Raw genomic sequence first — 24,934 nt, 5'->3', positions numbered from 1 at the left:
CTCCGCTTACGCTTTTTCAATAGGTGCAAATTGTGCAAGTAATCGCTTAATGCCAATTGGCTGTGGAAAAGCGATATCTAGCTCGGTACTATCACCCTCACCTTTTACACTGACAACCATACCTGTTCCCCATTTTTTATGGACGGCTTTATCTCCAGCCTTCCAGCCAAATTGGTCTCCGCCTGTTGCTTGTAAACGGGCGGTCGCAGGTTTCGTTCTTTGAATGTCTCCAAGTGTTCGCCTTTGATAATTACCTGCTGAACGGTTACTAGCTGTAAACGGAACTTCAGGGTTAGAGCCACCCTTGGAAATAGATTCAATAATATCCTCTGAAATTTCACGTAAAAAACGAGAGGCATTGTTATAACTAGAACGACCAAAAATCGTTCGGCTTTGTGCACATGTCAAATACAAGCGCTCCTCTGCACGCGTGATGCCAACATATGCTAAACGCCGCTCTTCTTCCATTTCATCCATATCATCAAGTGAACGAGAATGTGGGAAAATATTCTCTTCCATTCCAATGATAAAGACAACAGGGAATTCCAAACCCTTTGCGGCATGCATTGTCATTAAAATGATATTGCCTTTGGATGTATCATCTTTATCTAATGCATCAATATCTGCTATAAGCGCTAAATCTGTTAGGAAGGCTATTAAGCTCTTATCATCACTACGCTCTTCAAATGCTTTTGTGACTGATAAAAATTCTTCAATATTTTCTAAACGGCTTTCTGCTTCAATGGTTTTTTCATTTTGTAACATAGCTCGATAACCAGATTTTTCGATCACCTGCTCTACCATTTCTGTAACCGATAAATATTCTTGCATCTCTGTAAAGCCTTTAATCATCGCATAGAATTGCTCTGCTGAATTTGCAGCCTTGCCTGATAGCCCCATAAACACAAGGTCATTCATAGCATCAAAAATTGAACGATCTTGTTCAATTGCGTAGCGCGCCATTTTTTCAAAGGAGGTAGCACCGATACTACGCTTTGGTTCATTAATAATACGTGCGAGCGATAAATCATCATCATTATTGGCAATCAGACGTAAATAAGCCAACAAATCCTTAATCTCTTTACGATCATAGAACTTTGTACCACCAACAATTTGATAAGCTATATTGGATTTAACAAGAACTTCCTCCATAACACGCGATTGAGCATTTGTACGATATAAAATCGCAAAGTCATCGAATGAGCGATTATCTTTTTTCATAAGCTGTTGGATTGTTTGTATAACGAACTGTGCTTCCTCTTGCTCGTTATACGCTTTGTACAAGACGATTTTTTCACCATCTGCATTTTCTGTACGCAGTTCTTTTGGGTAACGTGTTGTATTATTTTGAATGACGTCATTTGCTGCTTTTAGGATGCGTTTTGTTGAACGATAATTTTGTTCAAGCATAATGACCTTGGCATTTGGATAATCCTTTTCAAAGGACAGGATATTACCAATGTCTGCCCCACGCCAACGATAAATTGATTGATCTGAATCCCCTACAACACAAATGTTTTTAAATTTTTTAGCCAATAACTGCACAAGTAAGTACTGGGATTTATTGGATATGGATAGGTAAGCATTTGAAGTAATCTCCTGCTTTTCCCCCCATTCACACCGTACGTGAGGGTTTCCCCTCATACGGCGTTCCATCAATTATGAATCTTTACACTAATACTTTATTTCCAGCTTTCACACGAAGTTTATTTACTTTGTCCAAACTTTGTTTTGTTAACTCTAACATTTGAAGGTATTTATTAATGATGTCTTCTGTTGTGGCATGAATCAGTTTATGGGCTTCTTTCGTTATAAAAACTAAGTTGTCATACTTATCGTTACCACCTTTTGCCTTCGGAACGATGTGATGTAATTCCATATTTTTCAGAATGAGTGCTTCTCCTGTGATATAGCAAACCCCTTTTTGAGCAATGTATTTAGAAATACGATTGTCGTTGTATTCAATACTACGATTGATTACAGGATTTTTCATGAGATACTTCACAACTTCTTCTGATACTGATTTTTGCTTTTTATGAATCAGACTTCTACCTTCAACTGTATAATTGTTGATTTCTTGCGTAAAGTTTGTTGGATTTTTGTGTTTGATTCCATCGATAGGGAATATCGCTACTTTTGCAACGAATGTCTTTTTCTTGCCAAGATAATCTTTGAAATGTTTCTTGTAGTACGTACTTGGCTCACCTTTATCCGATGAAACTTTCTTCAAGCTGTTATATAAGGTTCGTTTGACTGAAAATGCAATTTCACTAAAATCTTTCGTTACCATCGTTGCTTGCTGATAGAAGTTATGAAGTCCTAGAATTGTTGCATTGAGTTTGGACACTTCTGAAGCATTAGATTTCTTTTTAATTCGTTTGATGTTTTCTTTGATTTTGCTAATTGCGTTTTTCTTCGCCTTATTTGTCATGAATGATTTTACGGTATGCTTCTTTTTATTTCTAGCCACTTTCATTTTAAAGCCTAGAAATTCCGAGAAGTTTTTCCTTAAATTAATGACCTTTGATTTTTCTTTACTAATGTCGAGATGTAATCTTTCTTTTAACCATTTTTTCACACCTTCGAAAATCTTGAAGGCACTTTTATGGTCTCTACAAAAGATTTTAAAATCATCTGCATATCGCACAATGAACATTTCTTTCAAGCTTGTGGCTCTTTTTAAGGTACTATATTTCACTGACCTATCAAATCTAACCTTGCCACCAATAATTCTTTTACGCTCATAGTTTTTCTGTGTTTCAAACGTTTCCCACTGATTGCTTATCCACCAATCTAATTCGTTTAGCACAATATTAGATAGTAGCGGTGATAAAATACCACCTTGAGGAGTCCCTTTATTAGGTGTTCCTGCTCCTACAATTTCTGCTTTCAGTAGTTTACTTATGATTGAGAGAACCTTTTTATCCTGGATACCCATTGACCACATTTGTTTAAGAAGTTTGCCATGATTGACATTATCGAAGAAGCCTTTGATGTCAATATCAACCACATAGTGCAGTTTGTTGATATTTGCTAATGTTACTGCTCTAGAATATGCATGTAAAGTTCCTCTGTTCGGTCGAAAACCGTAACTGTGATTATGAAATTTCGCTTCGCATATTGGTTCTAGAATTTGTTTGAAACATTGTTGAATGATTCGATCTTCGATTGTCGGGATGCCGAGTGGTCGAATTCCCCCATTAGCTTTTGGTATTTCTTTTCTTCTTATTTTGTGTGGTATGAAGTTTTCAAGTCTTTTTCTGACATAATCAATTAATGCGTTCGGGTCTTTTTCTCCGATAGTAATGATTGTCGATTCATTAATACCTTTGGTGAGAGAACCCTTGTTTTTCTTGATGTTTCGATATGCCAGTAAAATATTTTCTCTTCTAATAATCAATTCATACAGATTTTTAAAGCGTTTGTTCATTTGACTTGCTTTGTAAAGGTCATCTAAGGTTTGTTGCATATCGTAATATTCATTGTTTCGTAAGGACTGTCGTTTTAAAACTTTCTTGTTTGCTGTTTCAGTCAATACTCTCACCACTTTATTACTTCTTTTGGCGATTGCATTTCTTTTAGTCATACGAGAACCTGATAGTATAAAGTAATGTTTTAGTTATTCATAAATTGACTAATGGCTATCCCTCCACCGCTTATTATCACGGCTTCACTGGTACTGTGCCATCACTTTCACTGTGCTTAAAATGAGGTTATACTATAGACGCTTTCCCTCATACCGCTTCAACGAGTGCAATCTCTCCACGTAGCCAGCTTACCACGTTCCAAGAAATCATATCTGTACATTTAATACCTTTAGGTCATTCCTCTAACCCTGTTAGCTGGATAGTGCCTGTAACACTATAAGGTGTTTCATAAAGACAAATTTTACTCCACCTCACTAACCCAACAATAAGTTGGTGTACCCTTTCGAATACCTATACCTCTAGAGCCGTACATTCGGAATTTCGTCAGTAGGAAGTTTTGTTTCCTACATTCTAACCATGAGTATTTTTATAGAACCCCAGCCTATCTACCACACAAAGTGCCTCCACTCCGCTTTCCTGTAATTAGGGTGATATTCAACTGACTTCACCGAGCTTATAACACCATCATGATTGCACATGACAATGCTATTCGGAGGATTAGGTCGAGCCTTTCAGAGCGTTACTTCATCATTCGACTCATCCGATTTCTTAGTTCTCCTAGCAAATATGCTAGTGGCTAATCTTTTCAATTAGCAACGTGTCGCACTATCTTGATACTCATCAACATGAATATATTGGAATTTATTCTGATAGTATTCAAGTACCTCTGGGACTCTCTTGAATAATGTAATAGTGGTCATTATTAAGTCATCGAAATCTAGGGATTGGTTGCGGCGTAGTCTTTTTTCATAGCCCTCGTAAACTCGTGCAACCGTTTTTTCGTAGGGATTATGTTCATTGATTTGAGCGACATAATCATCTGCCGCAATACATTCGTTTTTTGCTGCACTAATTGCATTTAAAATAGCGCGAGGTTCAAAGCGCTTCGAATCAATGTTTTCTTCCTTCATCACATTTTTAATGACTGATAGTTGATCTGTGGAATCTAAAATTGAAAAATTACGTGATATTCCAAGCTGATCAATATTACGTCGTAAAATACGTACACACATCGAGTGGAATGTGGATACCCACATACTATCGCCTGTCCCATTACCAAGAATGCCATCAATACGCTCTCGCATTTCTCGTGCCGCTTTATTGGTAAAAGTGATAGCTAAAATTTTTGATGGGTACACTTCTTTTTCAATGATTAAATACGCAATACGATGTGTTAGTACACGCGTTTTCCCCGATCCTGCACCCGCCATAATTAGAAGCGGCCCTTCAGTCGTTTTGACCGCATTCTCCTGTTCAGGGTTCATACCTGCTAATAAGTTTTTTGTTAACTGCTCCATTTCGCACCACCTTACAAACGTTTGTTCTTAAATTATATCGTATTTTTAACAGCCTTAACAGTTGCAAGTGCAGCTTTTAAATCATCATAAATAATATTACCAACTACAACTGTATCCGCATATTTTGCCATTTCGGCTGCTTGCTTTGCGGAAGTAACACCACCACCATAAAACAATCGTGTATTTTTAAGCTCCTGCTTTACAGCACTAACAACACTAATATCACCATATGTTCCGCTATACTCTATATAAAATACTGGTAGCTTAAAAAAGTTTTCAGCCAGACGTGCATAAGCAACAATGTCATCTAACGATAAATCCGTTTTCGCATTTGTCACTTCTGCAGCCTTACAGTGTGGATTTAATATACAATAGCCCTCAGCAACTAGCTCGTCCCACACCATGATATCCCCATATTCCTTTATCGCTTCGTGGTGTAAGTTTTTAATCCATTTAGGATCATCACTATTTAACACTGTCGGAATAAAGTAATAGTCATAGCCTGGTGTTACCGAATCAATTGTAGAAATTTCAAGCGCTATCGGTACTTCAAAGCGTCTTACACGGACCAGTAAATCTAAAACACCATCCAATGTTATATCATCTGTACCGCCAACTAAAATGACATCTGTTCCTGATTCGCAAATTTTTTCTAATGCTTCATCTGAAATTTCCTTAGCTGGATCGAGCTTAAACACATGTCTCCATTCTAAATATTCCATTTATTTTACCACCTATCATTTTCTATCTATTCGTTAACAAGTATAGCTTATGACTGACGACAAAAAAATGAAAAAAACTGGGCAGAAACTCTACCCAGCCTCTTTACCTACTATTCTTTTGGTGCTTGAAATGGTTTTTCATCAGGATACAAACGACCTAGCATTTCATCATATGTATCGTTTCCATAATCAAAGCAACGTCGCACTCGAGAAATTGTTGCTGTACTAGCACCTGTTTCCTTTTTGATGGATTCGTAGGTTTTCTTTAAACGTAATAAATGCGCAACTTCAAAGCGTTGTGCTAGTGATTGAATTTCACTAATCGTACATAAATCATCAAAAAACTTATAGCATTCTTCAATGTCTTTCAGCTCTAACACTGCTTTAAATAATTGATCTGTTTGATGCCCTCGAATTTTTTCGATTTGCATGCAATTTTCCTCCCTTTAAGGCTGCGTTTTCACCATTGTCTGTAACCCTGGTGAAGCTGGTACGAAATGAACCCATGACTTTCCTGGTACTAATTTAACAAGCTCCCCAGATTCTTCAACAGCCATCGGTAATCCATCAATATTAGCCCATTTAACTTCTCTCATATAGCCGTTTTGGAATACGTAAGCATTTCCACCAGAAGTTAAATCAATTTCTTGGCGTCCAACATTATCAATAGTTCGATGATTCATTTCAAAAAATAAAACATTTGCCAATGATAATGCTTCGCCTGTTAACATATCCTTTGTGTCAACGCCAGCCGATTGTCGTCCATAATGATTATTTTGATGATCATACACATACGAATTATGGAAATACTCACTATTTCCGTAGTAAATGTCAACTTTACTTGTTTCAATGCCTATTTTACCACGTTCATCGGGTTCATAAAAAGCCTGACGCACTTTTTCACTGTAAATCATTGAAGCGCCTATCTTTTCAGCACCTTTTAATAAATTCTCTGATGTTATATAAGAATTATGTGGTGCAACACGATCCTTTGAACGTTTAAAAAGAGTACCATCATAATTCATGCCATTTATATTATCGATTACATTATTTTCAAGCATTGATTTAGCTTCCGGGCTATAACCATGAGCTACATAAAATGCATCAAAGCCTTTAGCAATATCGACAAAATAGGATCTGGCACTACGAACAGGTCCAAAATTTTCTGGTAACTCACTTTGGTAGACTGCTAAAAAACGAGTAACATCACCCTCTGCCAGCATTTCATAAATAATATCTGCCGCCGCTAATCCGGATTGAGGGCGTGCTGCTGGATGATTATTAATCGTCACGATGATTGGACGTTGTGTAATCTCCTCTTTTACAGCCTCACCTGTTAAAGGAGCAAGAAATGCTTCCTCTTTTACAGGCTCTTCAATAACTGGTTCCTCTTTAGTTTTGTCTGTTTGGTCCTTTACTTCCGAGGAATCCTTTGAACATCCTCCTATTAACAAGGCACTAAATGCCATAGTAATAAATAGTTTTTTTGATTTTAACACATGCATTACTTTCTCTCCTTTAAACAATCACACAAACTGTAATTGGGCTATGGTTACGCTATAGTGAAATCAAATCACAACTAGCGCATAACTGCTGGTAATAATAACTTATTCTTCATAACATCAAAAATCCCTTTTGGTGTTATACGGATATAAGGTAAATGTGTAGATTGTAAAAATAACAAAGTATAGATTGCATCACCTAGACGATAACCACGCTCAGCTAATGCTTGTTTTAAAGCTAGTTCTTTATTTGTTAATTCTTCTACATCTCCATCAAAAAGTAGACCACCTATTGTTAAAGGAATAGAAGCAATAACTTCTCCCTTTTCTACAAGGACAATGCCTCCATGCATCGCTTTCATTTCCTCAAAGGCTTTTATCATATCCTCTTTATTTTTTCCAATAAGTAAAATATCACCTGTATTGGAGTAAGAAGAGGCAAAGCCTTGAACACTAGTCGCAAAGCCTTTGATCATCGTATTTACGTGCCAATTGCCGTCTCTATTAATAAGCATTAAATAACATTCATCATGATCAGCAAGCTGCCCTTCCCTAGTAACTAAGGAATTATATGGCTTCGTAATAACATCGTTCACAAGCTCAATTCCAAATGGCATTGAAAACTGGAAGTCATGGGAATTTAATGAAAATCCTAAATTAAACGCTGGAAGAGCTGAATAATCTATAGCAGCAAGTTTATGCACACGCTGTCCATCACGTTTTAACCAGACACCTTTGGATAATACGCTTTCAGGAACTGGATGCCATTCATCTTGTAATATATTCAAGGAAGCAAATCGTCCTGTCGCGATAAAACCATGTAAGCTAGACATATTGTAATAGCGTGCAACATTATAAGTAGCCATTTGATAGGCATCTATTGGTGAGACACCTGCATCTAAAGCTGCTTGAATACATTTATCCATCACACCATCCTGATGGAAGGAAGGCGTTGAACCGTCTGTTGTCATCATTAAATGATCAAAAATAGGAAGCCCTTTTTCTACAATTCCTTTTAAGAGATGTGGTAAATCTGGGCGAATCGAAGAATGACGTAGTGTCACAGCATATCCCTGCATAATACGTCTTTCCACTTCCTCCACTGTCATTGCCTCATGATCACCATCTGCCCCAAGTAGTTTCATACGGGCTAAAGTTCTTTCTGAAGCTCCTGGAAAATGGCCTTCTATTTTTTTGCCGTAGCCTTTAGCCATTTGCATACGATAAAGCATTTGGTCATCCCCATGCAACAATCTTGGCCAGCCTGTTAACTCTCCTCCAAGTAAAACATCATCCCGCTCTAACCATTCTAAGATTGATGTATTAGAGAAAATTTCTTCCTCCTGCTCCATCTCAGTTTGTGAATCAAAGCGTGTCCACCAGTAAAAAGAAAACGGAAGCTTTTTCAAATCATTCAATATTGAAAACGCTTTCTTATTTTCTAAAGATAAAACAAAACTTAAATTATCAGAAATAAAAGCTGTTGTGCCTAGATGTCCACAAAAATCAGCAAAAGATTGTGGATGATAGAGCTGGAATGGATGGACATGAGGTTCAATATAGCCTGGTACAATTGTTTTATTCGTACAATCAACCACCTCTGTCCCCTCTATAAAAGGAGGCATTCTGTCGCCAGCATAGACAATTCGATCTCCTAAAATCCAAATGTTCCCTACTACCCATTGTTTGAGCATACTATGTAAATAACGTGCATTTTTTAACACAATATCCGGTGCCTTTTTACCATCAATTACCGCTAATTGTTGGCGTAATTTTGTAATTTTCCATACTGGATCCATTCTATCCGCTCCTTCCTAAATTACGTAAAATTTCATTGTGTAAATCTAATGTGATATCACATACTACTATTGCATAAGCGCATTTTTTCATTAAAATGCAGCAATTATGCAATCATCTTGTTTCAATCGTAACACAGCACTTTCATAAAGCAAAGTGCACCCCGCTTTATTTTTTCCACAATGACTAAAGGAGGAAATAGTATGATGCAACAAGCTAATTTAAGTGAAAAAAATGCCTTCTGTCGCTTTGCCATGGGTACAAGTATGACGGCATTTGGTATCGCTAGGGCTTCAAGAAATCCTAACTGTACGGGCGGTCGATTAATGATTGCATTAGGTGCTTTAAAAATGGCTGAGGGTATCTTTAAGTATTGCCCGACAAAAGCTTTACTGAGTTCCAATATGCAAAATGCCGTGAATAGCTCTATGCAAAGTATGCTCGGTGGACAAAATTCTATGTCATCTAATCAATCTATGACATCTAATCAATCCATGTCATCTGAGCAAATCGGCAAGCTCATGAAGGATTTCTCCTCTGCCATATCTGGTAATTCGTCAGGATCAAGCGCAACTGCTTCAAAGCAATCTGACGCCAGCACTTCAAATCAAAATTCCTCAGACAGTAAAAATTCTACAACTAAAGCACAAAATCCTTCTTAGTCAAAGGAGCCGTCTCAACTATATGAGACGGCTCTTACCCTTATAAATCATACGTTTAATAATAAGAAGAAGTTTCAAAGCATGATAAAATTTTATTTAAATGTTCGCCAACCGATATCTTTACGATAGAAGAAATTGTTCCAATTTTCAGTTGCAATACCTGCATATACCTTTTCTTGCGCTTCTTTTAGGGTAGATGCTTTTGCTCCAACTAATAAAACTCTCCCACCATTACCAACAAATTTATCATCTACAAGCTTTGACCCTGCATGGAATACGGCATGTGAAGCTGATAGATTCTCTAAACTAGGTAATGCATGCCCTTTTTCTACATCCCCTGGATATCCTTCTGCAGCAATTACAACACCGAGCATTGCATCCTCTGACCATTGTAAATCAAAGGGTTTTTCATCCATTAAAGCCATCATAAAATCACCAAAATCAGAAACCATACGTGGTAAAACGACTTGTGTTTCTGGATCTCCAAAGCGTGCATTAAACTCAATCACCTTTGGACCATTTTTTGTTAATATTAACCCTGCATATAAAATTCCAGTAAAAGATACACCGTCTGATTCCATCCCTTGAACAGTGGGCTCAACTATTGTTTTATAAGCTACGTCCACTATCTCTTGTGAAATTTGGGGTACTGGTGAATAAGCACCCATTCCACCTGTATTAGGACCTTTATCGCCATCATATGCTCGCTTATGATCCTGAGCAATAACCATCGGATAAATCTGACCTTTATGGACGAATGACATAAATGAGAATTCTTCACCATCTAAGAATTCCTCGATAACAACTCGAGAGGATGATTCGCCAAAACGTTGATTCCCAATCATATCCTGAACAGCTTCAATGGCTTCCTCCTCTGTCATGGCAACAACCACACCTTTACCAGCGGCTAAGCCATCCGCTTTTATCACAATTGGTGCGCCTTGTTCTTTAATGTATGTGATAGCCTTATTTGCTTCTGTAAATGTTCCGTGAGTCGCTGTTGGGATATTGTATTTATTCATAATATCCTTTGCATATGATTTACTGCTTTCGATTTGTGCTGCTTCTTTTGTTGGACCAAATACACGTAAACCACGAGCAATAAAGAAATCTACAATCCCTTCAGCAAGTGGTTGCTCAGGGCCAACAAAAGTCAAATCTACTGCATTTTCTTTTGCAAATTGTGCCAAGCCTGCAAAATCCATCGTATCAATAGCAACAACCTCTGCATCGCCTCGCATACCATCATTGCCAGGCGCAACATATACCTTACGCACAGATGGGGAATTACTAAATTGTTTAGCGATAGCATGCTCACGGCCACCGCTTCCGATTACTAATACATTCATCTTGGAAAATCCTCCTATTTGTAAGTAAAACCGAGATGAACCAACATCTCGGTCTTAGAATTAAATATATTTTGATTAATGTTTAAAGTGGCGTACACCAGTAAATACCATTGTAATACCATACTCATTTGCTTTATCAATAGAATCCTGATCTTTAATGGAGCCGCCTGGTTGAATAATTGCCGTAATACCAGCTGCCGCAGCTGCTTCCACTGTATCACTCATTGGGAAGAATGCATCAGATGCTAATGCAGCACCTTTTGCTTTTTCGCCAGCTTGCTCAAAGGCAATTTTAGCTGCACCAACACGATTCATCTGACCTGCACCAACACCAAGCGTCATTTGTGAATCTGTTACGACAATTGCATTTGATTTAACATGTTTGACAACTGACCAGCCTAGCTGTAATGCTTCCCATTCTTGTGCTGTTGGTTCACGATCCGTTACTACTTTGATGTCTGCATTAGCAAAGCCGTAACGATCCGGCTCTTGAACAAGAAGTCCACCTTCTACAGATACTACATTAAAATTATCTTGTTTTACTTGCTCAAAAGGAATTGTTAACAAACGAATATTTTTCTTTTGCGTTAAAATATCAAGGGCTTCTTGAGTAAAGGCTGGTGCAATAATAATTTCTAAGAAAATATGACTCAATTTTTCAGCCGTTGCTGCATCCACTTCCATGTTTAATGCGATAATACCACCAAATATAGATACAGGGTCTGCTTCGTATGCTTTATCAAATGCTTCCTCTAATGTTACACCTGTACCAACACCACAAGGGTTCATATGTTTTACTGCAACTGCGGCAGGCATTTCAAACTCTTTTACAATTTGCAAACCTGCATTGCCATCTTGAATATTATTGTAAGATAATTCTTTGCCGTGTAATTGAGTTGCATAGGCTAATGAGAAATCAGAGCCAAGACGTTTTTGATAGAATGCTCCTTTTTGATGTGGATTTTCACCATAACGCAAGTTTTGTTTTAATTCATATGTCATTGTTAAACTTTCTGGAAACTCTTCTTCAGTTAAATAGTTTGATATATAGGAATCATAGGCAGCTGTGTGACGAAAAACCTTTGCAGCTAGCTTACGACGTGTTTCAATTGTTGTTGTACCGTCTGCTTTTAGTTCCTCTAATACATTAGCATAGTCATTGCTATCGACAATTACTGTGACATATTGATGGTTTTTTGCTGCAGAACGTAACATTGTTGGACCACCGATATCAATATTCTCGATAGCATCATCCCATGTTACATTAGGCTTTGAAATTGTTTCAACGAACGGGTATAGATTGACACATACAATTTCAATTGGCTCAATTCCATGCTCATTCATTTGTGCTTGATGAGAAGCATCGTCGAACTTTCCTAATAGACCACCGTGAATCATTGGGTTTAATGTTTTTACACGACCATCTAAAATTTCAGGGAATTTAGTTACTTCATCAACTGCCGTTACGGCAACATGATTGTCCTGTAACATTTTTTTTGTACCACCAGTTGATAAAATTTCATAACCTAATGCTACTAGTTCTTTTGCAAATTCTAAAATACCATCTTTATTGGAAACACTGATTAATGCACGTTTTGTCACAACAATATCCTCCTAATTTTTAGGATCATCACCAAAACGTGTGGTTGATTTCCGTTCCGGCTGGGCGCTTTGTAGCTGTCGCTACAGATAAAACATTTGCCGCTGACGCTTCGCTTTCGAGCAGAGCTTCCTAGGGACGTCCGATGAGCCGCTTGGGCCAACATGATGTTGGTCACGAAGGCGTTATCACAGGACGTGATGCTTTTAGCCTTCGTTCCTCTATATCGCTGATCCCCAAAGAGTCGCCCAGCCTCCACTCCAATCAACTTTTTTTACATAGTAAACGTTTTAACAAAAGTCATCCACAACTTTTGGTGATGAACCAATTTTTATCGTGCTTGCTACGAAAATATGTCTTGCTTATTATTGATAGAGTAAAGTTAGGCTGTATTGTTCCAGAAGACCTAACTCCCCACCACTGAATTACTTTAATAATTGCTGTAAAGCTTTCGTATATAGTACATGCTCTTGCTTATGAATAGCCACTTCTGTTGCCTCACGATCACCATCAATAACGGCAACTGCTGCTTGTGCGATAATAGGGCCTGTGTCCATACCTTCGTCTACAAAATGCACAGTTACACCTGTTATCTTGACTCCATGTTCCATCGCTTGCCCAATCGCGTCCTTACCTGGGAAAGCTGGTAATAATGACGGATGGATATTCACGATACGCTGTGGAAATGCTGAAAGTAATACTTCACTAATTAGTCGCATATAACCGGCAAGCACAATCCATTCCACATTACATTCCTGTAAAGCATTGATAATAGCTGTCTCGTAATCTGCTTTTGAAGCAAACTCTTTTGGATTTAAAGCTAGTACTGGAATACTAAAATTCTCGGCACGTGTTACTACAAATGCGCCAGGCTTGTCTGTTACAACAAGCTCCACCTTTGCATGTAGCTCACCACGTTCAATCGCCTCTTGAATGGCCTGAAAATTGCTACCACTGCCTGAGGCAAAAATGGCAATCTTGGTTGGTGCAGTCATTACACTAAACTCCCATCATGTAAGCCATTAAATACAACACCCTCGCCGCTCACAACACGACCGATTTTGTATGCTTTTTCACCATTTGCTTCCACAGTAGCAATTACTTTATCCACTTCATCTGCTGGTACCGCTAGTACAAAGCCAATGCCCATGTTAAAGACATTATATAGATCCTTATCCTCAAGCTGGCCTTTATCTTTCAAAAACTCAAAAATACGTAATACTGGCCATGAACCTAAGTCAATTTCAGTTGCTAATCCCTTTGGCATCATGCGAGGAAGATTTTCATAAAAGCCACCGCCTGTTACATGTGCACAGCCATGAACGTCTGCTGCTTTTAAAGCTGCAAGTACTGGTTTAGCATATAATTTTGTTGGCACTAACAAAGCTTCTCCAATAGGGCCAAGATCCTCGTAGCCTGCCACAATCGCATCTACTGCATAATCATTATCAGCAAAAACAATTTTTCGTACTAATGAATAACCGTTTGAATGCACTCCACTTGAAGCAATACCAACAAGCACATCACCCTCTACGATTTTTTCACCTGTTACGATAGCTGATTTTTCACATGCACCTACTGCAAAACCTGCTAAATCATACTCATCCTCTTCATAAAGACCTGGCATTTCTGCTGTCTCGCCACCGATTAATGCTGCACCAGATTGTACACAGCCATCTGCAACGCCTTTGACAATTTGTTCAATTTTCGCTGGTTCAGCTTTACCAAGGGCAACATAATCTAAAAAATACAATGGTTCAGCACCCTGTGCCACAATATCATTCACACACATAGCCACGCAGTCTACACCAATCGTATCGTGCTTATCCACCATAAAAGCTAGTTTAAGCTTTGTCCCAACACCATCTGTACCTGAAATAAGAACAGGCTCCTTAAGATTTAGTTCTGACAAGTCAAACATACCGCCAAAGCCACCGAACGTTCCCATCACACCTAGACGGTTTGTGCGTTCAACGTGAGACTTCATTCGTTTTACGGCTTCATAGCCTGCTTCAATATTTACACCTGCTTGTTCATATGCTTTTGACACGCAGAGATCCTCCTTATCATCCTTAACGTAATAGTTCTTTTTCATGTGGTAAGATCGTATCTGGGAAAATTTCTGTAGGATATTTGCCTGTAAAGCAAGCAAGGCATAGTCCACGATTTTCGTCTTCATATGGTCGTGCAATCGTTTCAACCATACCCTCAACAGAAAGGAATGTTAGTGTATCTGCTCCGATTGCTTCACGGATTTCATCTACATTATGACTAGATGCAATTAATTCTTCATGTGTCGACGTATCAATGCCATAATAACAAGGATCTGTCATCGGTGGTGAAGAAATCACGACATGTACCTCTGCTGCACCTGCATCCTTCAACATTTTGACGATACGGCGGGAAGTTGTACCTCGTACGATAGAATCATCTACCATCACAACTCGTTTCCCTTTCACAACTTGAACGACTGGAGATAGTTTCATTTTTACTCCGCGCTCACGTAATTCCTGAGTGGGTTGAATAAACGTTCGGCCGACATAACGATTTTTAATTAAACCTAACTCATAAGGAATACCACTTTCCTCAGCAAAACCGATTGCTGCAGAAATACTTGAGTCTGGTACACCCGTTACAACATCAGCCTCAATATGTGCACATTCACGAGCAAGCTGTTTCCCCATACGTTTTCGTGCCATATGGACATTAATTCCATCAATGTCTGAGTCAGGACGAGCTAAATAAACATATTCCATTGCACACATGGCACGTTTATCCATCTCTGCAAAACGATCTGACTTTACACCTTCATCGTTGATAATTAATAATTCACCAGGCTCAACAGAACGAACAAATTCTGCGCCGATTAAATCAAATGCACAAGTTTCAGAAGCTACCACCCAGCCATCTCCTAGCTTTCCAAGAGAAAGTGGACGTAAACCATGTGGATCACGTGCAACAAGCATTTCATCCTTTGTCATGATTAAGAAAGAATACGCACCCTTTAATAAAGAGAGGGCATTTTTCACCTTCGCACGGAATGGTGAATGCGAGCTTTTCTTAATAAGATGCGCCAGCACTTCCGTATCAGAGCTAGAATGGAAAATACTCCCCTGTCGCTCTAAATACTGTTTTAAATGTGTCGCATTGACTAAGTTACCGTTATGGGCAATTGAAAGGCTACCAGTTGAGGAGTGGAATAATAATGGCTGTACGTTTTCAATACCGCCACCACCAGCAGTCGTATAACGAACATGCGCAATAGCCGCTTTGCCGTTCACTGCCTTTAATTTATCTTCGTTGAATACATCATTCACTAGTCCTTCGCCTTTCACCGCGCGAAGATGCTGACCGTCTGAAACAACGATTCCAGCACCTTCTTGTCCACGGTGTTGAAGAGCATGAAGCCCGTAATAGCTAAGGTGTGCTGGATTTGGGTTACCCCAAATACCGAACACCCCACATTCTTCGTTTAAGCCTCTGAGTTCAGCAAGCATGGGATTGCTCCTTTCCAATTAGAACGGAATTCCTCCACTGTACCTTCTACAAGCACACCTTTGTCCCCGTTGATTTTAACAAGTGCATCGTTTGTTACGACACCAATTTTCTGTGCGTCTTTGATGATTTCCACAAATGCGGCTGCATTTTCTTCTTTCACTGTGACAACAAAACGAGATTGACTCTCACTGAATAATGCCGTTGTAGCAGAACCCGTCAATGTTACGTCAACACCTAGCCCCTTTGCACCAAATGTTGTTTCAGCTATAGCAACAGCAAGACCACCCTCTGCTACGTCATGAGCAGATTGGACAAGTCCAGCTTTAATAGCCTTCAGTAATGCTTGCTGACGAGCAGCCTCAACCTCTAAATTGATAGCTGGTGCTTTACCTGAGATAACTCCATTGTTTAATAACTTTTGAAGCTCTGATCCACCAAACTCAGTATTTGTCTCACCAATCACAAATACTACATCCCCAGCAGCTTTTACTTCTTGTGTTGTGACATGAGCTAAGTCTTCAATCAATCCAACCATACCGATTGTTGGTGTTGGATAGACTGCTTCACCTGAACGTTCATTATAAAGAGATACGTTACCACCAATTACTGGGGCATTTAATGCCGTACAAGCAGCAGAAATACCATCAGCAGATTTTTCAATTTGCCAGAAGATTTCTGGCTTCTCTGGATTACCAAAGTTTAAGCAGTCAGTAATCGCAAGTGGCGTACCACCAGTTGCAACGATATTACGAGCTGCTTCAGCTACGGCGATAGCACCGCCCACCTCTGGATCTAAGTATATATAGCGAGAGTTACAATCCGTTGTCATCGCTAATCCTTTATTTGTACCACGTACACGAATAACAGCAGCGTCAGAACCTGGTGTTACAACTGTTGATGTACGAACTTGGTAATCGAATTGATCGTAAACCCACTCTTTTGAAGCAATTGTAGGTGCTTGTAAAAGTTTGTTTAAAGTTTCTTTGTAATCTGTTACCGTTGGCTCAGTGTTCTCGATCGCTTGGAATTCGGCATAGTAAGCAGGCTCTGCAGATGGCTTATGATAAACTGGTGCATCTTCTGCAAGTGCATCAGCAGGTACTTCAGCTACGACTTCACCGTTGTGTAATAGACGAAGCATTTTATCATCTGTTACTCGACCAATTGCTACAGCATCTAAATCATATTTATCGAAAATCGCTTTAATTTCATCTTCGCGACCTTTTTTCACAACAAGTAGCATACGTTCTTGTGACTCTGATAACATCATTTCATATGCTGTCATACCTGTCTCACGTTGCGGCACTAAGTCTAAGTTCATTTCTACACCAGAACCAGCCTTTGAAGCCATTTCTGCTGAAGAAGATGTAAGACCAGCTGCACCCATATCTTGAATACCAACTAGAGCGTCAGATTTAACAACCTCTAAACATGCTTCAAGTAAAAGCTTCTCCATAAATGGGTCCCCTACTTGTACTGCTGGACGTTGGTTTTCTGATTCCTCAGTTAATTCTTCAGAGGCAAATGTTGCACCATGAATTCCGTCACGACCTGTTTTCGCACCAACGTACATCACTGTATTACCGACACCCGCTGCAATACCACGTTGAATATCCTTATGGTCAATTAAACCGACACACATTGCATTAACAAGTGGATTGCCTTCATAGCAAGGATCAAATTGAATTTCGCCACCTACTGTTGGGATTCCGATACAGTTACCATATCCTGCGATCCCAGCAACTACTTCTTCAAATAGATATTTACCACGTGCTGATTTTAATTCCCCAAAGCGTAATGAGTTTAACATAGCAATAGGACGTGCACCCATTGAGAAAACATCACGAATAATACCACCCACACCCGTTGCAGCTCCTTGATAAGGCTCTATTGCAGATGGGTGGTTATGTGACTCCATTTTGAACACTACTGCTTGTTCATCACCAATATCAACAATCCCTGCACCCTCACCTGGTCCTTGTAAAACTTGAGGTCCTTTTGTAGGGAATTTACGTAGGACTGGCTTTGAATTTTTGTAAGAGCAGTGCTCAGACCACATTACTGAGAAAAGACCTGTCTCTGTCCAGTTAGGTAGACGTCCTAAAATACCTTCTACCATTGCAAATTCTTCGTCTGACATCCCCATACCAGCGTATAGCTTTTCATCTTTAATTTGCTGTGCTGTTGGCTCAAACTTAGTTGTTGACATGATTTTCCCTCCACTGCTTCACAATTGATTTAAATACTGCTAGACCGTCTGCTCCGCCCACCAGTGCATCAACAGCACGCTCTGGGTGTGGCATCATCCCTAATACATTGCCGCGCTCGTTTATAATCCCTGCGATATCTTCTAAAGAACCGTTTGGATTTTCACCTGAGTAAGTGAACACGATTTGATTGTTATTCTTTAATTTTTGTAAAGTTTCCTCATCACAGTAGTAGTTACCCTCACCATGTGCGATTGGAATATTGATAATTTGACCCGGTTCATATTGATTTGTGAATAATGTATTGTTGTTATTAACCTTAAGCTGTACTGTACGACCCATAAATTTCAAGTTTTTATTGCGCAGTAAAGCTCCTGGCAATAAACCAGCTTCCGTAAGGATTTGGAAACCATTACATACACCAAGTACAGGTTTACCAGCATCTGCTGCCTTTTTAACTTCTGTCATAATGTTAGATTGATTAGCCATTGCACCACAGCGAAGATAATCTCCATATGAGAACCCCCCTGGTACTAATACACCATCAAAGCCACTTAGATCTGTTGCTGTATGCCATACATATTCTACTTCTTCACCTAGCTCATCTTTAATCGCATGATACATATCGATATCACAGTTGGACCCAGGGAATACGAGTACTGCGAATTTCATGATTAGTTAGCCTCCTCGACTTCATAACGGTAGTCTTCGATTACAACGTTTGTTAAAACCTTTGCACACATTTCTTTTACTAGAGTATCAATGTCACGTTCTGTATCTTTAATTGATAGTTCAAGATATTTACCAATACGTAAATCTTCTACTTCAGTGTACCCCATTTTTACTAAAGAACCTTGTACAGCAGAGCCTTGTGGATCAAGAATGCTCTCGCGTAATGTTACGTAAATTTTAACTTTTTTCATTGTTATTTGCCTCCGAGTCTAGAAAGTATAATAGTATAAACTTCAGTTAAATTACCAAGGTCTCGACGAAAGACATCTTTGTCTAACTTTTGATTCGTTGTTGCATCCCAAAGTCTGCATGTATCTGGTGAAATCTCATCCGCTAATAGCACGTTTCCATCATGGTCACGTCCAAACTCCAATTTAAAGTCGATTAGCGTAACATTAACCTCCGCAAAGATTGGCTGCAAAACTTTATTAACAGCTAAAGCACCTTCATAAATAGCTGTCACTTCTTCAGGCGTTGCAAGATCAAGTACGTCAATATGCTCCGTTGTAATGAACGGATCACCCAGCTCATCATCCTTATAATAATACTCAACGATTGGACGTTTTAATGGTGTTCCTTCCTCTAAGCCGAGACGTTTCGCTAAGCTACCTGCTGCTAAATTACGAACTACAACCTCTATTGGAATAATATCTACTTTTTTCACAAGCTGTTGTGTATCAGATAATTGTTTTACGAAATGTGACACAATTCCGTTTGCTTGTAATTTTTTGAATATTAATGAAGTAATACGATTATTTAAAACACCTTTTCCTTCAATCTCTTCCTTTTTCTCACCATTAAATGCTGTGGCACTATCCTTGTACTCAACAAGCAGCACGTTTGGCTCCTCTGTTGTATACAATTTTTTTGCTTTACCTTCATACAAAAGTTGACCTTTAGTCATATCGTTTTCCCCCTGGATATTATGAAATACGTGCGGATTATCCCAGAATTGAACCGCATATTTTACGATTCAATTCTGATATATCCGCTAGTGGCTCTAACATTCATTTTAAGCAGGCTAAATAAATATTAGTTAAGTCCTAGTCGTTCAAAAATCATATCAACATGCTGTAAATGATAGTTGTAGTCGAAGCACTCATCTAGCTCTTCCTTCGTTAAATACGATGTAATTTTTTCACTTGCATCGACTAACGTATGGAATTGAACCTGCTCGTCCCACGCCTGCATCGCTAAAGGCTGTACTGTATCATACGCTTCCTCACGCACTAATCCTTTATCAATAAGGGCTAATAGGATACGTTGAGAATAAATTAAACCAAAAGTGCGACCCATATTACGTTTCATGTTTTCAGGGAATACGGTTAAGTTTTTCACAATATTACCGAAGCGATTCAACATATAGTTAAGAGTAATTGTTGCATCCGGTAAAATAACGCGCTCTGCAGATGAATGTGAAATATCACGTTCATGCCATAAAGCTACATTTTCATAAGCTGTTACCATATAGCCACGCATTAAACGAGACATACCAACCATGTTTTCAGAACCGATTGGATTACGTTTATGTGGCATTGCTGATGACCCTTTCTGCCCTTTTGCAAAGGCCTCTTCCACTTCGCGTGTTTCAGATTTCTGTAAGCCGCGAATTTCTGTAGCAAATTTTTCAATGGAAGTTGCAATTAACGCTAAAGCGCCTAGATACTGTGCATGTCGGTCACGCTGTAATGTTTGTGTTGAAATAGGTGATGCTGTTAGTCCTAATTTATCGCAAACATACTGTTCAACACGAGGGTCGATGTTGGCGTAAGTTCCAACGGCTCCAGACATTTTTCCTGTTTCAATCACTTTCGCTGCTGCTTCAAAGCGTTCAAGGTTACGCTTCATTTCTTCATACCATAAACCAAGTTTCAAACCGAAAGTTGTTGGCTCAGCATGAACACCATGTGTACGCCCCATCATGACCGTATACTTATGCTCTTTTGCTTTTGCTGCAATAATATCAATGAAATTCACGATGTCTTTGTGTAAAATATCATTTGCCTGTTTAATCAAATAGGAAAGAGCTGTGTCAACTACGTCTGTAGAAGTTAAACCATAGTGCACCCATTTTCGCTCTTCGCCCAGTGTTTCAGAGACAGCACGTGTGAATGCCACAACATCATGACGTGTTTCTTGCTCAATCTCTAATATACGATTAACATCAAATGAAGCCTTTTCACGTATTTTAGCTACATCTTCTTTTGGAATGTCGCCTAATTCTGCCCAAGCTTCGCATGCTAAAATTTCAACCTCTAGCCAAGCTTGATATTTATTTTGTTCTGTCCAAATTGCACCCATTTCGGGTCTTGTGTAACGTTCAATCATCGCGTATCTCCTTCTATTCTGACCAAATGCCAGAACTCTCGATTTGTTGTAGTGTTTTCTCTAAGTCTTTTGTCATAATCGTTACGTGGCCCATCTTACGGTTCACTTTAGCTTCAGCTTTCCCATAAAGATGTATTGACCATTCAGGATATTTAGCAATTGAGTTACTAAGTGGCATGACATGCTGCCCTAAAACATTGACCATAATAGATGGTGCCCATAGCTGTGGTTTACGCAGCGGCCAACCACATACAGCACGAATATGCTGATGGAACTGTGAAACATTACATGCTTCTATTGAATAGTGACCTGAATTATGGGGTCTAGGTGCTAATTCATTAATCATAATGCCGCCTTCTTCTAATACAAACATCTCTACTGCAAGGGTTCCGACTAACTGCAAGTAATCGGCAATTTTCAAAGCTTCTCGTTCCGCAGCCTGAGCTGTTTCTTCTTTTATACGGGCAGGCACAATAGTTTCATGTAAAATATGATGAACATGAATATTTTCTCCAACTGGCTGACAGTATGATTCACCATTACCATTTCTTTGGACTATTACTGATACTTCTTTTACAAATGGTACAAATCCCTCAGCTATACATTGAGAATGAGAAAAAAGCTCCCTCGCTAATGGCAGGTCTTGTGTTGATTTTAAAAGCTGCTGTCCTTTGCCATCATAACCACCTCTTGCTGTTTTGACTATACAAGGATAACCAATCGTATTAATATTGGCTACTAATTCCTCATAAGTATTTGCAACAATATAAGGTGCTACTGGACAACCAGCTTTCACTATCGCTTCCTTCTCGGTTACTCGGTTTTGTGTAATGCGTACTAATTCTGCACCCTGAGGTACATAAGCCATTTGTGTTAAGCGTTTTAGTCCATCATAATCGATATTTTCAAACTCAAAAGTGATCACATCACTTACTTCTGCAAGCTCCTCTAAAGCAGCCTCATCGTCATATGGTGCCACAATACGGATATCTGCAACCTGTCCACATGGTGAGTCCATTGTTGGTTCAAGAACGGCAATTTTAAAGCCAACTTCTTTTGCAGCAAGTGCCATCATACGGCCAAGCTGCCCACCTCCAATAATACCAATCGTTTGCCCTGGATAAATAATCTTTGTCACACCAAGTCACCTGTGCTTTCCAATACTTGTTGCTTTGTTGCTTCTCTTCTAGCATCTAGTTTAGTAGCAAGCTCTGTATCTGTTGTCGACAAAATTTGCGCTGCAAGCAAACCTGCATTTGTCGCTCCTGCTTTACCTATTGCAACTGTGGCTACAGGCACACCTCCAGGCATTTGAACAATTGATAATAGAGAATCAAGACCATTAAGAGCACGAGATTGTACAGGTACGCCAATTACGGGTAATGTTGTTTTTGCTGCCACCATTCCTGGTAAATGTGCAGCCCCACCTGCACCCGCAATAATCACCTGAATACCTCGCTCACGTGCTGATTCAGCATACTCAAACATTAAATCTGGAGTACGATGTGCAGATACAACCTTTTTCTCGTACGGTACTTGTAATTCATCTAAAATATCACATGCATGTTTCATTGTTTCCCAGTCACTTGAACTCCCCATAATGACACCGATTTTCGGATTCATGAATTGTCGCTCCTTTTAAACGATAGAAAAATGATCAAAATATATTGTGTAAGCCTCTATACTTCAAATAGCTACTGCAATTCTTTTCTTTATCAATAATGCCTCGGCATTATTGCGTCCGGAATCGGCTTTGTGCTTAGACCTGCGTGAGGGCCGACACGATGTCGGTCATTTCGGTAAAGCCACAGGACGTGGCGTTTTTTACCGATGCAGGTCAGTTAGCCGTTATCGCATGGATGCGATGATTTTAGGCTAACATCCTTTATTAACTCCTTTTCGATTTCCGTGACATCCGCCAGAGGCTTTAACTTATTTCAGCGGATGTTTGGATACACGCTGAAATAAGTTAAACAAAGAAAATCCCCAAATAAACTACTCTACCCTACACGTGAAAGCAGTTTACTTGAGGACTTATTAAGAAAAGAATATGCAAAAGTACATTTCTGTACATATACCTTCCGTAACATGCCAAAAGCGCTTTCCCGCATAGTCCAGCATTTACGGTGCCGGGTAGAGACACTAGAGCCAATCCTCTAGCATATATGTGGGACCTTATTTGTTTTTCCTTCTCACATTTTAACAAGTGATTTCACTATCGTCAATGTAAAAATGCGAACATTTTATTTTAGTCATTTGAAAACGTTCGGATTTTAGTCAAATCTACTCAGAATCTTGATAGACCATTGCTTTAAATTGTATTTTTTGACGTAAATACGTTGGTTCCCCGTTAACTAAGTGAAAAATCGGTTCTTCTTTTCTACCAACTGCTATAAAACCATCTTGACGCATTCTAGCCAAACAATCTTCAATTGACTCATTTTCTTCTACCTCATACCAAATTTGTCTTTTTCCCAAACTCTTCTTCCTTTCAAATTCCTATCCTTTTAACTTTCTTAGTTTGAATTCCATTATACCTAAAGATTATTCAATAAGTACTTATTTATAATTAATTTTAAGTAATATTTAACGTTTTGATTTATTAAAAATACCTGCAGATTAAAATTCTGCAGACTATGATTAAGGTTTTTGGAAACTGAATATTCCTATTAAATATATACCTAGAAAAAGGATCAGCAAAAAAGCATTGAGCATAATAAGTACCTTACGAATATCACCTTTAATGCCAAAAATCGCACTGAGTATTCCTAGTCCACCTAATACAAATGGTGTAAAAATGTTTAAGGAATTATAAAATTTCCCATACCATTTTGTAGGATCATAGCCAAACATAAAGAATGTTACTATTAATAACAAGATAGAGATTGCTGTAAAAATATAACGCCTCATAGTTCATGCCTCCATATCATTGGATATTTAGCTAGTAAGGCTCTTACTTTTCATCTTCCTTTGACAATATTTTTTTCAATATCTCGCGTAGAGAAAGAACGATTTAAAAGGTCATTTAAGGATTCCATTTATGATATTCTACCTATCTGTTCATTAGTGCTATAAGTCATATTAGTTTTTCTATTTCTCTCTTGTATAATGCTAACCGTAACTATAACTCCTACTCCTTTTAAATAATTATAGCATTGCAGAATTTACACATAAATAAAAAAAGTCGAGGAATAAATCCTCGACTTTTTAAATGCCTAGCGACATCCTACTCTCACAGGGGGAAGCCCCCAACTACCATCGGCGCTAAAGAGCTTAACTTCCGTGTTCGGTATGGGAACGGGTGTGACCTCTTTGCCATCATCACTAGACTATTGTCGGCTTTCAATATACGTCGCATTTCTTCGTCAGCTTCTTTCGTTCAGTCAGTCACGTACTTGAGTACGCTCCTTCCCTCTCTCCATCGCTTCCTCGAACTACTCGTATCTTGAAACCCTTAATGAAAGTGGTTATTCTTTCAAAACTGGATAAACGGTGCATTGAATGTTTCAAACTTTTTGGTTAAGTCCTCGATCGATTAGTATTCGTCAGCTCCATGTGTCACCACACTTCCACCTCGAACCTATCTACCTCA

The 24,934-nt window shown here is 38.9% G+C and carries 20 protein-coding genes, 1 rRNA gene, 2 pseudogenes and 1 riboswitch; of the genes and pseudogenes, 1 reads left to right on the top strand and 22 read right to left on the bottom strand.

Annotated features, from left to right (window positions below):
• Window positions 1-6: 6 nt before the first annotated feature.
• The 7 genes and pseudogenes from AC2CGN_RS19975 to AC2CGN_RS19945 form a co-directional block, all read right to left on the bottom strand.
• Window positions 7-1,569, bottom strand: a pseudogene (locus tag AC2CGN_RS19975) (3'-5' exonuclease); the annotation flags it as partial.
• A gap of 100 nt (window positions 1,570-1,669) precedes the next feature.
• Complete coding sequence (ltrA, locus tag AC2CGN_RS19970; RefSeq protein WP_484515822.1) at window positions 1,670-3,586, bottom strand: group II intron reverse transcriptase/maturase; 1,917 nt, start codon at window positions 3,584-3,586, stop codon at window positions 1,670-1,672.
• 666 nt (window positions 3,587-4,252) lie between these two features.
• Window positions 4,253-4,945 (bottom strand): annotated as a pseudogene (locus AC2CGN_RS19965) (UvrD-helicase domain-containing protein); the annotation flags it as partial.
• 32 nt (window positions 4,946-4,977) lie between these two features.
• Window positions 4,978-5,667 (bottom strand): heptaprenylglyceryl phosphate synthase, encoded by a 690-nt coding sequence (gene pcrB / locus AC2CGN_RS19960; protein ID WP_286925687.1) that lies wholly within the window; start codon window positions 5,665-5,667, stop codon window positions 4,978-4,980.
• 110 nt (window positions 5,668-5,777) lie between these two features.
• Entirely contained in the window at window positions 5,778-6,098 is a 321-nt protein-coding gene (locus tag AC2CGN_RS19955; protein WP_004225717.1) for a YerC/YecD family TrpR-related protein, read from the bottom strand.
• A gap of 15 nt (window positions 6,099-6,113) precedes the next feature.
• Window positions 6,114-7,166: a DUF3048 domain-containing protein gene (locus AC2CGN_RS19950; protein ID WP_286925704.1), complete on the bottom strand. Its 1,053-nt coding sequence runs from the start codon at window positions 7,164-7,166 to the stop codon at window positions 6,114-6,116.
• Window positions 7,167-7,246: 80 nt separating this feature from the next.
• Window positions 7,247-8,968: an adenine deaminase C-terminal domain-containing protein gene (locus tag AC2CGN_RS19945; protein ID WP_484515820.1), complete on the bottom strand. Its 1,722-nt coding sequence runs from the start codon at window positions 8,966-8,968 to the stop codon at window positions 7,247-7,249.
• Between the two features lie 201 nt (window positions 8,969-9,169).
• On the opposite strand from AC2CGN_RS19945, the gene AC2CGN_RS19940 reads away from it, so the two are divergent.
• Window positions 9,170-9,628: a hypothetical protein gene (locus AC2CGN_RS19940; protein WP_429983127.1), complete on the top strand. Its 459-nt coding sequence runs from the start codon at window positions 9,170-9,172 to the stop codon at window positions 9,626-9,628.
• 92 nt (window positions 9,629-9,720) lie between these two features.
• Here AC2CGN_RS19940 and purD read toward each other — a convergent pair whose 3' ends face one another.
• From purD to rrf, 15 genes are all read right to left on the bottom strand, one after another.
• Window positions 9,721-10,977 (bottom strand): phosphoribosylamine--glycine ligase, encoded by a 1,257-nt coding sequence (purD, locus tag AC2CGN_RS19935; RefSeq protein ID WP_429983128.1) that lies wholly within the window; start codon window positions 10,975-10,977, stop codon window positions 9,721-9,723.
• Between the two features lie 75 nt (window positions 10,978-11,052).
• A complete protein-coding gene (gene purH / locus AC2CGN_RS19930) occupies window positions 11,053-12,579 on the bottom strand; it encodes a bifunctional phosphoribosylaminoimidazolecarboxamide formyltransferase/IMP cyclohydrolase (RefSeq protein ID WP_484515818.1) in 1,527 nt (508 codons plus the stop codon).
• A gap of 423 nt (window positions 12,580-13,002) precedes the next feature.
• Window positions 13,003-13,572, bottom strand: a complete 570-nt coding sequence (gene purN, locus AC2CGN_RS19925) for a phosphoribosylglycinamide formyltransferase (protein ID WP_484515816.1) — start codon at window positions 13,570-13,572, stop codon at window positions 13,003-13,005.
• Window positions 13,572-14,627: a phosphoribosylformylglycinamidine cyclo-ligase gene (purM, locus tag AC2CGN_RS19920; protein ID WP_286925694.1), complete on the bottom strand. Its 1,056-nt coding sequence runs from the start codon at window positions 14,625-14,627 to the stop codon at window positions 13,572-13,574. Before purM ends, purN begins: the two co-directional genes overlap by 1 nt.
• A 22-nt stretch (window positions 14,628-14,649) precedes the next feature.
• Window positions 14,650-16,074: an amidophosphoribosyltransferase gene (purF, locus tag AC2CGN_RS19915; RefSeq protein WP_286925695.1), complete on the bottom strand. Its 1,425-nt coding sequence runs from the start codon at window positions 16,072-16,074 to the stop codon at window positions 14,650-14,652.
• Window positions 16,050-18,284 (bottom strand): phosphoribosylformylglycinamidine synthase subunit PurL, encoded by a 2,235-nt coding sequence (gene purL / locus AC2CGN_RS19910; protein WP_429983130.1) that lies wholly within the window; start codon window positions 18,282-18,284, stop codon window positions 16,050-16,052. The genes purF and purL overlap by 25 nt, the downstream gene beginning before the upstream one ends.
• Complete coding sequence (purQ, locus tag AC2CGN_RS19905; protein ID WP_484515814.1) at window positions 18,271-18,954, bottom strand: phosphoribosylformylglycinamidine synthase subunit PurQ; 684 nt, start codon at window positions 18,952-18,954, stop codon at window positions 18,271-18,273. The genes purL and purQ overlap by 14 nt, the downstream gene beginning before the upstream one ends.
• Window positions 18,955-18,956: 2 nt before the next feature.
• Window positions 18,957-19,205: a phosphoribosylformylglycinamidine synthase subunit PurS gene (purS, locus tag AC2CGN_RS19900; protein WP_286925698.1), complete on the bottom strand. Its 249-nt coding sequence runs from the start codon at window positions 19,203-19,205 to the stop codon at window positions 18,957-18,959.
• A 2-nt stretch (window positions 19,206-19,207) separates the two neighbouring features.
• Window positions 19,208-19,918 (bottom strand): phosphoribosylaminoimidazolesuccinocarboxamide synthase, encoded by a 711-nt coding sequence (gene purC, locus AC2CGN_RS19895; protein WP_484515812.1) that lies wholly within the window; start codon window positions 19,916-19,918, stop codon window positions 19,208-19,210.
• A 128-nt stretch (window positions 19,919-20,046) separates the two neighbouring features.
• Window positions 20,047-21,342 (bottom strand): adenylosuccinate lyase, encoded by a 1,296-nt coding sequence (purB, locus tag AC2CGN_RS19890; RefSeq protein WP_484515810.1) that lies wholly within the window; start codon window positions 21,340-21,342, stop codon window positions 20,047-20,049.
• 13 nt (window positions 21,343-21,355) lie between these two features.
• On the bottom strand, window positions 21,356-22,480 hold the full coding sequence (gene purK, locus AC2CGN_RS19885) for a 5-(carboxyamino)imidazole ribonucleotide synthase (RefSeq protein WP_484515808.1): 1,125 nt from the start codon (window positions 22,478-22,480) through the stop codon (window positions 21,356-21,358).
• Window positions 22,477-22,965: a 5-(carboxyamino)imidazole ribonucleotide mutase gene (purE, locus tag AC2CGN_RS19880; protein ID WP_286925702.1), complete on the bottom strand. Its 489-nt coding sequence runs from the start codon at window positions 22,963-22,965 to the stop codon at window positions 22,477-22,479. The genes purK and purE overlap by 4 nt, the downstream gene beginning before the upstream one ends.
• Before the next feature lie 467 nt (window positions 22,966-23,432).
• A riboswitch (purine riboswitch) is annotated at window positions 23,433-23,531 on the bottom strand.
• 94 nt (window positions 23,532-23,625) lie between these two features.
• Window positions 23,626-23,820 (bottom strand): NETI motif-containing protein, encoded by a 195-nt coding sequence (locus AC2CGN_RS19875; protein WP_283869709.1) that lies wholly within the window; start codon window positions 23,818-23,820, stop codon window positions 23,626-23,628.
• A gap of 162 nt (window positions 23,821-23,982) precedes the next feature.
• Window positions 23,983-24,252 (bottom strand): hypothetical protein, encoded by a 270-nt coding sequence (locus AC2CGN_RS19870; protein ID WP_429983133.1) that lies wholly within the window; start codon window positions 24,250-24,252, stop codon window positions 23,983-23,985.
• Between the two features lie 303 nt (window positions 24,253-24,555).
• Window positions 24,556-24,671, bottom strand: a 5S ribosomal RNA gene (gene rrf, locus AC2CGN_RS19865).
• Window positions 24,672-24,934 lie beyond the last annotated feature (263 nt).

This window comes from Lysinibacillus sp. DFXJR4, from assembly GCF_057196045.1.
This window is presented reverse-complemented; position numbering and strand designations above follow the sequence as displayed.